The sequence below is a fragment of the Actinobacillus genomosp. 1 genome, assembly GCF_029774175.1.
In the GTDB taxonomy this organism is placed as follows: domain Bacteria; phylum Pseudomonadota; class Gammaproteobacteria; order Enterobacterales; family Pasteurellaceae; genus Actinobacillus.
This window is the reverse complement of the sequence record NZ_CP103834.1, coordinates 1,069,675-1,081,895: the sequence shown is the minus strand read 5'-3', so window position 1 is coordinate 1,081,895 and position 12,221 is coordinate 1,069,675. Positions and strand designations below refer to the sequence as shown.

The 12,221-nt window shown below is 42.5% G+C and carries 9 protein-coding genes and 2 tRNA genes; 5 read left to right on the top strand and 6 right to left on the bottom strand.

Features of this window, described 5'->3' with window-relative positions:
* Nucleotides 1-116: 116 nt before the first annotated feature.
* Complete coding sequence (locus NYR63_RS04885; RefSeq protein ID WP_279458444.1) at nt 117-1,058, top strand: Kdo(2)-lipid IV(A) acyltransferase; 942 nt, start codon at nt 117-119, stop codon at nt 1,056-1,058.
* A 154-nt stretch (nt 1,059-1,212) separates the two neighbouring features.
* On the top strand, nt 1,213-2,106 hold the full coding sequence (dapA, locus tag NYR63_RS04880; protein WP_009874625.1) for a 4-hydroxy-tetrahydrodipicolinate synthase: 894 nt from the start codon (nt 1,213-1,215) through the stop codon (nt 2,104-2,106).
* 97 nt (nt 2,107-2,203) lie between these two features.
* Here the strand turns inward: dapA and NYR63_RS04875 are convergent, their stop codons facing one another.
* Both NYR63_RS04875 and folD read right to left on the bottom strand, forming a co-directional pair.
* Nucleotides 2,204-3,742, bottom strand: coding sequence for an L-lactate MFS transporter (locus NYR63_RS04875; protein WP_279458443.1), 1,539 nt, complete (start codon nt 3,740-3,742; stop codon nt 2,204-2,206).
* Nucleotides 3,743-3,886: 144 nt separating this feature from the next.
* Nucleotides 3,887-4,744 (bottom strand): bifunctional methylenetetrahydrofolate dehydrogenase/methenyltetrahydrofolate cyclohydrolase FolD, encoded by an 858-nt coding sequence (folD, locus tag NYR63_RS04870; RefSeq protein ID WP_279458442.1) that lies wholly within the window; start codon nt 4,742-4,744, stop codon nt 3,887-3,889.
* A gap of 188 nt (nt 4,745-4,932) precedes the next feature.
* On the opposite strand from folD, the gene NYR63_RS04865 reads away from it, so the two are divergent.
* Nucleotides 4,933-5,009, top strand: a tRNA-Pro gene (locus tag NYR63_RS04865).
* Between the two features lie 43 nt (nt 5,010-5,052).
* Nucleotides 5,053-5,129: transfer RNA gene (locus NYR63_RS04860), tRNA-Arg, on the top strand.
* A 218-nt stretch (nt 5,130-5,347) separates the two neighbouring features.
* Here NYR63_RS04860 and fdhE read toward each other — a convergent pair.
* The 4 genes from fdhE to fdnG form a co-directional block, all read right to left on the bottom strand.
* A complete protein-coding gene (gene fdhE / locus NYR63_RS04855; protein ID WP_279458441.1) occupies nt 5,348-6,265 on the bottom strand; it encodes a formate dehydrogenase accessory protein FdhE in 918 nt (305 codons plus the stop codon).
* A gap of 109 nt (nt 6,266-6,374) precedes the next feature.
* Nucleotides 6,375-7,046, bottom strand: a complete 672-nt coding sequence (locus NYR63_RS04850; protein ID WP_279458440.1) for a formate dehydrogenase subunit gamma — start codon at nt 7,044-7,046, stop codon at nt 6,375-6,377.
* Nucleotides 7,039-7,938: a formate dehydrogenase subunit beta gene (gene fdxH / locus NYR63_RS04845; RefSeq protein ID WP_279458439.1), complete on the bottom strand. Its 900-nt coding sequence runs from the start codon at nt 7,936-7,938 to the stop codon at nt 7,039-7,041. The genes NYR63_RS04850 and fdxH overlap by 8 nt, the downstream gene beginning before the upstream one ends.
* Entirely contained in the window at nt 7,938-10,997 is a 3,060-nt protein-coding gene (gene fdnG, locus NYR63_RS04840) for a formate dehydrogenase-N subunit alpha (protein ID WP_279458438.1), read from the bottom strand. The genes fdxH and fdnG overlap by 1 nt, the downstream gene beginning before the upstream one ends.
* A gap of 416 nt (nt 10,998-11,413) precedes the next feature.
* Here fdnG and fdhD point away from each other — a divergent pair, with 416 nt between their 5' ends.
* Nucleotides 11,414-12,220 (top strand): formate dehydrogenase accessory sulfurtransferase FdhD, encoded by an 807-nt coding sequence (gene fdhD / locus NYR63_RS04835; RefSeq protein ID WP_279458437.1) that lies wholly within the window; start codon nt 11,414-11,416, stop codon nt 12,218-12,220.
* The last annotated feature ends 1 nt before the right edge of the window (nt 12,221 follow it).

Here is a 12,221-nt window from a genome sequence, read left to right as displayed (position 1 = left end):
ACTTTTACTCCAAAATATCAAGTCAAAAACCGAAGCAAAATTTAAAAATTTGATCTACTTAACACTTTTTTAGTGTTTTTGATTATAATCTATCCGAAAAATTAGGATGGTAACAAATGACTGAAAATAAAAACATTCCACCGTTTGAACGACGATTCTTACACCCTAAATATTGGGGACTTTGGCTCGGCTTAGGGGTATTTAAATTAATTTTGTGTTTACCTTATCCTGTTCTGGTTGTATTAGGTAAACGGATTGGTAAACTTTTCGCACATCTCGGTTTCGGCAAACGCAGAATGCGTATTGCACGTCGAAATTTAGAACTTTGCTTTCCGAATTATTCCGCCGAACATATTCAAACTATTTTGGATAAAAATGTGGAATCGGTCGGTATGGCGATTATTGAAACCGGTATGGCATGGTTTTGGTCGGATAAACGCATTCTCAAATGGTCTAAGATCGAAGGGCTGGAATATCTAAAAAATCAGCCTGAAGGAAGCGGAATTTTATTAGTCGGCGTGCATTTCCTTACTTTAGAAATGGGAGCGCGAGTTATAGGTTTACACCATCAAGGGGTGGGGGTTTATCGCCCGAACGATAATCCGTTATTAGATTGGATTCAGTTCCGTGGTAGAGTACGCTCAAATAAGGCTATGCTTGATCGTAAAGACTTACGCGGTATGATTCGTGCGTTAAAAGCGGGCGATACGATTTGGTATGCGCCGGATCATGATTACGGTCGTAAAAATAGTGTGTTTGTCCCGTTTTTTGCCGTAAATGAGGCGTGTACTACGGCAGGTACTCGTATGTTATTACGTTCCGCACCGAATACGGTTGTCGTGCCGTTTAGCCCGATTAGAAATAGTGATTTCTCCGGTTATACAATAAAAGTCAGTCCGGCGGTTGATTTCAGCGAATGTGAAAACGAATTGGATACCGCAGCAAAAATGAATAAGGTCGTGGAAGCTGAAATTCTTAAAGAGATAAGCCAATATATGTGGTTGCACAGACGTTTTAAAACTCGTCCTCAAGAAGCGGATAAAAGCTTATACGATTAAAATAAACCCGACATTATTGATATAGTGTCGGGTTTATTTTTTTCTTTATAGGTTTTCTTCAATTTTTTAGTTGTTATTCGCAAAAAATACTTGCATATTTAAAGCGAATTTTGCAATCTAACAAAATATTGTACATAACAAAAAAATACAGGAGATGATTATGGCAACCCCACTATTTCACGGCAGCATTGTTGCACTTGTCACGCCGATGACTCACGGTGAAGTAAATTACGAAGAGTTAAAAAAATTGGTTGAATACCATGTTCAAGCCGGTACTCACGGTATTGTATCGGTCGGTACGACAGGCGAATCGACCACATTAAGTATTGATGAAAATGTGAAAGTGATCAAGAAAACCGTGGAATTTGCAGATGGTCGTATTCCGATTATTGCCGGTACGGGGTCGAATGCAACCAGCGAAGCGATTATTTTAACCAAATTATTAACCAATAGTGGCGTTGCAGGTTGTTTAAGTGTGGTTCCTTATTACAATAAACCGACTCAAGAGGGAATGTATTTACACTATAAAGCGATTGCCGAAAGTACCGACTTACCGCAAATTTTATATAACGTACCGAGCCGTACCGGCAGTGATTTAAAACCGGAAACCATCGGACGTTTAGCCGAGATCCCGAATATTGTCGGTGTAAAAGAAGCAACGGGTGATTTAACTCGTTTGCCGTTAATTAAAAAATTAGCCGGTGAAGATTTTATTTTCTTAAGCGGTGACGATGCGACAGGCTTAGAATCAATGAAACTTGGCGGTCAAGGCGTAATTTCGGTAACCAATAACGTTGCGGCGGCGGATATGGCAAAAATGTGCGAGCTTGCATTAGCCGGTAAATTTGATGAAGCGGAAGCGATTAATCAGCGTTTAATGGCATTGCACCACGACTTATTTATTGAAGCGAATCCGATTCCGGTCAAATGGGCTGCTTATAAATTAGGTTTAATTAGTGAACCGAATTTACGCTTACCATTAACGACTTTATCGGAATCCGCTCAACCTACCGTGTTAGCGGCATTGCAAAAAGCCGGTTTAATTTAACCGCTTGTTATTAGCTATAGATAAAAACCCCGTACTTGAATACGGGGTTTTATATTAGACAAGCGGTCAAATTTACTAAAAAATTTGCAATACTACTTTAGAACAGCTCAACCACTTTAGCAAATACCATAATAACACCGTAAGCGAGCGGAACAGTTACGATAATCCAACGTAACCATACCATACAACCGCCGTGAGCGACTTCTTCGGCAACCAGATAAGTATCCGAAATTACGGTTTCGTCGCTTGGCTCGGCACTGTGAGCCGCTTCTTTAAGCGGTAATTCGTGATGTTTTTCATGTACCGCTTTCACGCTTAAATTACAGATAAGTCCGACAATCAATAATGCCGCCATAATGTACATGGTAATACTGTACGCCTGTGCTGCCGGTACGCCGTTATCAATTTGCATTTGGCGAATATAATTCACTAGAACCGGTCCGACGACTGCAGCGGTGGACCACGCAAGTAGAACTCGTCCGTGAATTGCACCGACTTGATAAGTACCGAATAAATCACGTAGATAAGCGGGAATGGCTGCGAAACCACCGCCGTACATCGAGATAATGACACAGAAACCGATTACAAATAATGCTTTGTTGCCGCTTTCGCCTAATGACGGAATCGCAAAATAAAGTACCGAGCCGAGTAAGAAGAAAATAGAGTATAAGTTTTTACGCCCGATTTTGTCCGAAATGCTTGACCAGAAGAAACGCCCGCCCATATTAAATAAGCTGAGTAAGCCGACAAATCCGGCTGCCGCTAAGGTACTGATTGCCGCTTGTTTGCCGACGGAGACTTCCGAGAATAATTCTTGAATCATCACGGATGCTTGGCCAAGTACGCCGATGCCTGCCGTTACATTTAGGCACAAGATCCAAAACAAGAGCCAGAATTGCGGGGTTTTCATCGCTTTATTCACACCGACATTGTGTGAGCTGATTAATTTATTCTTCGGTTTACTCTCGACAAATCCTTTCGGTTTCCATGCCGGATGCGGTAGGCGAATGGTAAATACGCCAAACATCATAAAGATAAAATAGAAAATACCTAAGACGATAAAGGTTTCGACAATTCCGACAGAAGTTGGGCTGCTAAAGAAATTCATTAACGCCACAGAAATTGGAGATGCGAGCATTGCACCGCCTCCGAAGCCCATAATCGCTAAACCGGTTGCCATTCCCGGTTTATCCGGGAACCATTTCATTAAGGTTGAAACCGGTCCGATATAACCTAAACCTAAGCCGATACCGCCAAGTACCCCGTTTCCTAAATATAACAGCCATAAATTATGCGTATGTACGCCAAATGCCGCTACGAGAAAGCCTAAGCTAAAGCAGATGGAAGCTACAAACATCGCTTTACGAGGACCGACACGCTCCATCCATGTACCGAATAATGCGGCTGATGCCCCTAATACGGCAAGGGCGATACTAAAAACCCAACCGACCGTTGTGAGTTTCCAGTCATCGGCTGTAGATTGCGTGATACCGATAACTTTAGTTAATGGCGCATTAAAAACCGAATAAGCGTAAATCTGCCCGATAGATAAATGTACCGCAAGTGCGGCGGGAGGAATCAGCCAACGATTAAATTGCAAAGGTGCAATGGTTTTTTCACGATCTAGGAATGACATGAGGAAGCTCCGATGAAAGGTAATTAACAATAATTTAACTGAATTATAACAGTAAAATTCATTTGCGCAAACGTTTGCGCAAAGAAAAACACAATAAAAAAGCCTCTTTTTGTGAAAAGAGGCTTTGATAAAATAAGTTAAAAATTAGACCGCTTGCAAATGAGCTTGGTAAGCTTGCAGCGTATTTTGCATTAACATAGCTACCGTCATAGGGCCGACGCCGCCGGGTACTGGTGTAATAAAACTTGCTTTAGCTTCCGCAGAAGCGTATTCCACATCACCAATTAGCTTGCCTTCCACTCGGTTAATACCGACATCAATCACAATTGCACCCGGTTTAATCCATTCGCCTTTTACGAAGTTTGGTTTCCCAACACCGGCAATGACAATATCCGCTTGTGAAACATGATAAGCCAAATCTTTAGTACGGCTATGCGTGACGGTAACGGTACAGCCGGCAAGTAGTAATTCCATTGCCATCGGGCGACCGACAATATTTGAAGCACCGACGACAACAGCATGTAAACCGGCAAGATTCACTCCGGTACTTTCTAATAATTTCATTACGCCGTATGGGGTGCAAGAACGTAAAGTAGGAATTTTTTGGCATAAACGCCCAACATTGTAAGGGTGAAAACCGTCCACATCTTTATGCGGTACAATCGCTTCGGTCACTTTAGTCGCATCGATTTGTTTCGGTAACGGTAATTGCACCAAAATACCGTCCACCGTATCGTCGTGGTTTAATTGTTCGATAATGGCAAGTAATTCGGTTTCGCTTGTGTCTGCCGGCAGATCATAGGATTTGGATTCGATACCGATTTCGGCACAACTTTTACGTTTACTATTCACATATACCTGAGAAGCCGGATCCATTCCTACCAAAATAACCGCTAATCCCGGCTTACGTTTACCTTGTGCGGTATAGGTTTGAATTTGTTCAGCTATACTTGCTTTAACTTGCTTTGCCACCGTGGTACCTGAAATGATGTGTGCCGTCATTGTTTCTCCTATAATTTGATGTAGTTTGCAAACGTTTGCTATTTTGTCAGAAAACGGTCGATTTGCAAGTGTGTAAATCAACTCGTATTAGGAATAAATACGATTAAAGTTCAAACAGTTAAACGGCAATACTTAAAAAAGAGATTGACGAAATTTAAGATAAGTCTATAATAAATATCACTTTTCATCGGCGAGTAGCGCAGCTTGGTAGCGCAACTGGTTTGGGACCAGTGGGTCGTAGGTTCAAATCCTATCTCGCCGACCACTTTACTCTTTCATAAATATTTCTTCCCTATATTTATCTTATTGCGCCCTTAGCTCAGCTGGATAGAGCAACGCCCTTCTAAGGCGTGGGTCAAAGGTTCGAATCCTTTAGGGCGTGCCATTTAATCCTTTTAAAATCAATCACTTATAGACTAAGCAACAAGTTTTAATTTTGGTTCATTTGGCGAATGTTCCGTAAATGTACCGTAGATTTCAACCTTGTTTTCGAGTTCCAGTAGGTGATCTGTATTGAAAGAATGCCTTATAATTTCTTAGGGTTTAGCCTGTTTAGATGAAAATAAGCGGTCAAATTCGACCGCTTATTTGTAAAAGAGAGGATTATTCTACTTGAAATAAGAACGGATTTAAGCCGCTGCGCGCAAAGCCCTTCTGTTCCATTTCCGCATCTAAGAATAGCGTGCCTAAATCGTCCGCAACAGGCTCTACATGCGGATCTTTTTCTTGGTAAAGCACTTTTAAATAACTTTCGCAATCACCGCAACTTTCGGCTTTTACCGCCGCATCCACACTATCGATACTCCAGTAATCCAATTTACCGCTTTGATCGCAAACGGAACATTGTGAGCGAACCATATTCCATTCACTCTCGCACAGCGAGCAATGCAAATAGCGTAAACCTTGAGTGTCACCGAAATGTACCACACTGACGATAGGTGCAGAGTCACAAACCGGGCAGGTATGACGTTCGCCGACTTCCGTTTGCGTATTACGCGGTAGCTGTTGGGCTAATTGCGTCCAATAAAGCGATAACGCCGCCCATAAGAATACCGCTTTATCCGCACCGACCGCTTCATAACGTTCATTAAGTAAATCGTCGGCTAACGCTTCCAGTTCGGAAGTGGATGATTTCTCTAATAACTCAATCGTTGCCAACATCGTGTCGTTAGCATAGGGTTTAAATTTCTCAGTTAATAACAAAAGCAATTCGCGCCATTCGCTTGAACGCTTAAAGGTTTTGGCATTCAGCGGTTTTTGTCCGTTTGATTCTTCAATGCAAGCGGTTAATTTTTCCGCATAATTTGCAATGGGATGATTTTCCAATAAATCTAACTGTACTTCGGAAAGATTCGCCGCAAATTCCAAGTAATCGCCGAACGGATTATTTTCAGCCAATTGGCGTAATCGTTTGGCGCGACGAAAATATAGGTTCTTCGGATTAGCGAATAATAAAGGCGGATTTTGAAACGAGCTTGCAGCTTGTTTAATTTCGTTTTCGGGTAAAATTCGGATACTCATATTATGTTCTCTGGTTAAATCTTGCTAAATTCCCTTAGTCAAAAGAAATTTAGCAAGTATTTAAAAATAAAGTGCGGTAAGTTTACCGCACTTGTATCTTTAAAAAGAATTAGTTATTTCTGTTCGCTTGTTTTTCAAGCTCGGGTAATACTTCTTCTTTAAGCCATTTCGGATGGTGTTTTTTCGCCCAACGGACGGTTACCCAACCTTCAACCATTCCAGTAATCGAGCCTTTCACCCAGAATGCCATATACATATGTACCAAAATACCGGTAAACAATGCGAAGGCACTTGCAGAGTGAAGCAAGATTGCGATACGTAAGGTTTGAATTGAGAAATTATCGGAGAAATATTTTCTCCACATGATAATGCCCGTAATTAAAAGGGTAAACATCGCTAAAATCAATGTCCAGAACAGCATTTTCTGACCGAGATTATATTTACCGTTATAAGCAACGGCATGTTCGTTACCTTTTAATACTTCAACAATCCCTTTTGCCCAACGAATATCGTTTTTTTCCGGGATATTATGATGCCAGTAAATAATCGCCATAATAATAAAGGCGATAAACATCACAATACCGGTAAACGGGTGGATCGCTCGAGCAAGTTGCGGCGTACCTAAGATCTCGGTTAGCCATGCGAAATCCGGGAAGAAAAACGCTACACCGGTAAACATGGTTAAGAAGAAAGAGATAACCAAGAACCAATGGCTGACACGGGCAAGCGGTTTATGACGAACGATTTTGGTATCATTCGTAATTTCAAATTTCTTACTCATGCTTTTCTCCTTCCTCATGGTGATCTTCGACATCTTCTTCAATGTTCGGACCAACGGTTACATAGTGTGCAACTTCAGCGAGTGCAAGACCACCCATTGCGATAGCCGCAACCGGTTTTAATACGTCTTTCCAAAGTGTGACTGTCGGGTCGATACCCGGATCTTTCGGTAAACCGGAATATAATTCAGGTTTGTCCGCATGATGCAATACATACATTACGTGCGTACCGCCCACACCTTCCGGGTTATAAATACCGGCATTTTCGTAGCCGCGACTTTTCAGATCCGCAACACGTTGTTCGCCGTAGTGAAGCATTTCTTCTTTCGAACCGAAACGAATCGCACCTGTCGGACAAGTTTTCACACATGCCGGTTCTTGGCCTACGTTCACACGATCCACACAAAGGGTACATTTGTACACACGGTTATCTTGGTCATTCATACGAGGAATATTGAACGGACAACCTGCGATACAATAACCGCAACCGATACATTTATCGGATTGGAAGTCCACAATACCGTTCGCATATTGAATGATTGCACCCGGTGCCGGGCACGCTTTTAAGCAGCCCGGCTCGGCACAGTGCATACAACCGTCTTTACGGATTAACCATTCCAAGCGGTCGTTTTCTTCCACTTCGTTGAACTTCATCACCGTCCATTGCTCGGCATTTAGATCACGAGGATTATCGTAAACTCCTACGCATTCTTCTTGCGGAGCACGGAGATCGTTCCATTCCGAACACGCCACTTGACAGGCTTTACAACCGATACAAGTCGAAACATCGATAAGTTTTGCAACCTCAATCACATTATCACGCGCCTGTGGCGGTGGCGTGACGAAGGAAGTTGCTGAGATTTTAATAATGTTTTGGTCTTGAACTGCTGACATTATGCCACCTCCGAAACTTTCTCAATGTTCACAAGGAATGTTTTATATTCAGGCGTTAAAGTATTACCGTCACCTACACGACCTGTAAGTTTATTGGCAAGATGACCTTTATTACCTACCGATTTAAATCCGCCGTGAATCGGAATACCGACCGTATGGATTTCTTTACCGTCCGCCATAAGCGGTTTAATACGTTTCGTTACTACCGCTTTGGTTTTAATATAACCGCGTTTTGAAGTAATTTTTACCGTATCGCCATGGCTGATACCTTTCAGTGCGGCAAGTTGTTCGCTGATTTCCACAAACGGCTCAGGCTGCGCAATCATATTTAGTTGCGAATGCTTAGTCCACCAGTGGAAATGCTCGGTTAAACGATATGTCGTTCCTACGAATGGGAACTCGTCCGCCGTACCGAAGCGATCTTTATCTCGCGGTAAAATACGCGCAACCGGGTTTGAAACCACGTTCGGATGTAACGGGTTCGTACCAATCGGCGTTTCAATCGGTTCATAGTGTTCCGGGAACGGTCCTTCAGCCAATTGCGGTGCAAATAAATGCGATACACCGTCGTTTGTCATGATAAACGGCATCACAGGGCTATTTGGTGCCGCAGTACCGAAGTCCGCTACATCAATGTAGTTCCAGTTCTTACCATTCCACTTAATTAGCTGACGTTTAGGGTTCCACGGTTTACCCGTTAAGTCCGCCGAAGCTCGGTTATATACGATACGACGGTTGAGCGGCCATGCAAACGACCAACCTAACGTATTACCTAAACCTGACGGGTCGGAGTTATCACGGTTTGCCATTTGGTTACCTTTTGGCGTCCACTGACCGGTATAGATCCAGCAAACGGAAGAGGTTGAACCGTCAGCACGAAGTAATGCGAAACTTGAGAGTAAATCGCCTTTTTTCGCTACTAAGTTACCGTTGGTATCGTACAGATCTTCTAATGCGTAACCGTTATTTTCTTTCGCAATTTCATCCGCTTTCGGCTCGAGCGGATTTGCATAATCCCAGCTCATCGCTTCAAAGCTTTCTAAGCCTTTACCGCCTTCTTTGTGATACATTTCCATCATCACTTCACGGATTTCTGCAAGAATGTCCACGTCCGGTTTTGCTTCTTTCGGTGGTTCTGAGGCTTTCCAGTGCCATTGTAACCAACGACCTGAGTTTGCAATCGAACCGTCTTCTTCTGCGAAACAAATACTCGGTAAACGGAATACTTCGGTTTGAATTTCCGCCGGATTCACATCATTCAATTCACCATGGTTTTTCCAGAATTCCGACGTATCGGTCGCTAATGGATCCATAATGACTAAGAATTTTAATTTACGTAACGCACTTGAAATTTTGTTCGAGTCAGGGTAAGACGCTAACGGGTTATAACCTTGGCAGAGATAACCGGTCACTTTACCTTCATCCATCATGTCAATAAAACGAAGATGGTCTAAACGGTATTTCAACTGTTTCGGTAAATAGTGATAACCGAATTCATTGTCTTTAGTCGCTTTATCGCCATAGAACGATTTCAACATACTCACCATAAATTTCGGTGTGTTTTGCCAGTAGTTTACTTGACCTTCCACCACTGTTTTCGGTGTAATACGATTTAAGAACGACTCAAGCGTTGTATCCGATTCCGTCGGTAATGGAATATAACCCGGTAACATATGAGGGAATAAGCCCATATCTGTCGTACCTTGTACATTCGAGTGACCGCGTAATGCGTTTACGCCGCCGCCTGCCATACCGATATTACCTAATAGCAATTGGATAATTGCCATTGTACGAATATTTTGCGAACCAATCGTATGTTGTGTCCAACCTAACGCATATAAGAATGTTGTCGTTCTTTCCGGCGTAGCCGTTGATGCGATAGTTTGCGCAAATTCTAAGAATTTGTCTTGTTTAGTACCACAAATACGCTCCACCATTTCCGGTGTATAACGTTCAACGTGTTTTTTCAATAAATTGATAACGCAACGCGGATCTTGTAACGTCATATCACGTTTCGGCTGACCGTTTTCATCAAGCTGATAAGTCCAAGTCGATTTATCGTAGCTACGTTTTACTTCGTCGTAACCGGTGAATAAACCGTCTTCAAAACCAAAACCTTCGTTGATTAAGAAACTTGCGTTCGTGTAATGTTTAACGTATTCGTGTTGAATTTTATCGTTATCGAGTAGGTATTTGATTACGCCTGATAAGAACGTAATATCCGTACCGGAACGAATCGGAGAATAGAAATCCGCAACGGATGCCGTACGGTTAAAGCGTGGATCAACCACCATTAACTTCGCACCGTTTTGTTTTTTCGCTTCGATTGCCCAGCGGAAACCGACAGGGTGAGCTTCAGCGGCATTACCGCCCATTACTACCACTACGTCCGCATTTTTGATATCCACCCAGTGGTTTGTCATGGCACCGCGACCAAATGTTGGAGCAAGACTTGCTACCGTTGGTCCGTGTCAGGTACTCGCTACTTGGTCAATAACAACTAAACCGAGTGCACGAGCCCATTTCTGGGAGATAAGAGAGGTTTCGTTACTTGTTGCGGAACCGCAAAGTAAACCGGTAGTCGTCCAACGATTGACGACTGTGCCTTCTTCATTGACATCTTGCCAGTTCGCATCACGGTCTTCTTTCATTAATTTTGCAATACGATGGATAGCGTCATGCCAAGAAATACGTTCCCATTTATCCGAACCCGGCGCGCGGTATTCAGGATATTGTAAACGATTCGGGCTGTTTACATAGTCTAATACGCCTGCGCCTTTAGGGCAGAGTGCGCCGCGACTTACCGGATGGTCAGGATCGCCTTCCACATGGAAAAGTTTTCCTCTTGAATTCATTGCTCCGTCACCCATGCTGTACATTAACATGCCACAGCCGACAGAACAGTATGTACAGGTTTGACGAGTTTCTTTTGCGCGCAAAAGTTTGTACTCTCGCGGAGCCGCCAATGCGGTTGCCGGGGCAAAGCCCAACATAGCCGCAGAAGTACCCGCCATACCACCTGCACAGACCTTAAAGAACTTACGTCTTGAGATCTGCATAATCACTCCTAAAAATAGAACATTAACCACAAATTAATGTAAATAACCCACACTTTAATTGCATCGCAATACATTTAAAGTAAAGGCTATTATTTGCCTTTACAGATAATAAGCCATACCCCATCGTAAGTAAAAACAGCATTATTTACAGCGGATTTGATATAGCTTAAATATTCGGTGTAATAGTAGCAGAATCAAAAAAATTTATAAGGTTTTTTTTCAATTTTTTAACAATTTTTCCCCGCTAAATGCTAGAAAATTAGTCAAAATGTTAAAAAAATGTTAATTGATGAGAATGATTTTTATTGTGCTGAAAAGAAGACGAATATAGACTGTAATAAAACCTATATATTTCTCGGCATAAAAAAATTGTAGAATAAATAGCACTATATTAGTGGAGTTAAATAGGATAAGTGATGAATATAATCACAAAAAAACAAGCGGTTAAATTACAACAATTTCTTAAAACCGAATTTCAAGAAAATCTTATTACCGAAGTACCGGTTGCGTTAGTCTATAACGGGATTTCTCATGCGGTAATGATGACGACACCGCAAGATTTGGAAGATTTCGCATTAGGTTTTTCGTTGGCGGAAGGCATTTTAACCGATAAACAAGAATTATACGGCTTGGATGTGATTGAACAGTGCAACGGTATCGAAGTACAAATGGAGATCGCCACTCGCCAATTTGTGGCGCTGAAAGAAAAACGCCGTTCGATGACCGGCAGAACCGGTTGTGGAATTTGCGGGGTAGAGCAGTTGGAACAAGTCAGTCAAAGTTGCAAATTTTTGCAAAAAAATGACCGCTTGCAAGCCGTAAATCCACAGATATTTAATGATTGTTTACAGCAACTCGAGCAAGCGCAACAGTTGGCGCAACAAACCGGCGCAAGCCATGCGGCGGCATTCTTTTCTCCGCAAGGGGAGTTGCTTGCGATTCGAGAAGATGTCGGCAGACACGTGGCGTTGGATAAACTGATCGGTTGGCATGCGAAAGCCGGTAAGCCGCTTGGTTTTGTGTTTGTAACCAGTCGTGCCAGTTTTGAAATGGTGCAGAAATGTTTGGCGGTCGGTATCGAAATGTTATGTGCCATTTCCGCAACAACCGCCTTGGCGGTTGAGATTGCTCAAGCGCATGATTTCACTTTGAGTGCTTTTACCCGCCAAGGCAAAGCGACCGTATATTCCGGTAAAAAACGCTTGTTATTGGAGAACGCATAAT

Excerpts from the sequence above, each read along its gene's own strand:
- NYR63_RS04885 (WP_279458444.1), top strand. The coding sequence starts at position 117 with ATGACTGAAAATAAAAACATTCCACCGTTTGAACGACGATTCTTACAC.
- dapA (WP_009874625.1), top strand. The coding sequence starts at position 1,213 with ATGATTATGGCAACCCCACTATTTCACGGCAGCATTGTTGCACTTGTC.
- NYR63_RS04875 (WP_279458443.1), bottom strand. The coding sequence starts at position 3,742 with ATGTCATTCCTAGATCGTGAAAAAACCATTGCACCTTTGCAATTTAAT.
- folD (WP_279458442.1), bottom strand. The coding sequence starts at position 4,744 with ATGACGGCACACATCATTTCAGGTACCACGGTGGCAAAGCAAGTTAAA.
- fdhE (WP_279458441.1), bottom strand. The coding sequence starts at position 6,265 with ATGAGTATCCGAATTTTACCCGAAAACGAAATTAAACAAGCTGCAAGC.
- NYR63_RS04850 (WP_279458440.1), bottom strand. The coding sequence starts at position 7,046 with ATGAGTAAGAAATTTGAAATTACGAATGATACCAAAATCGTTCGTCAT.
- fdxH (WP_279458439.1), bottom strand. The coding sequence starts at position 7,938 with ATGTCAGCAGTTCAAGACCAAAACATTATTAAAATCTCAGCAACTTCC.
- fdhD (WP_279458437.1), top strand. The coding sequence starts at position 11,414 with ATGAATATAATCACAAAAAAACAAGCGGTTAAATTACAACAATTTCTT.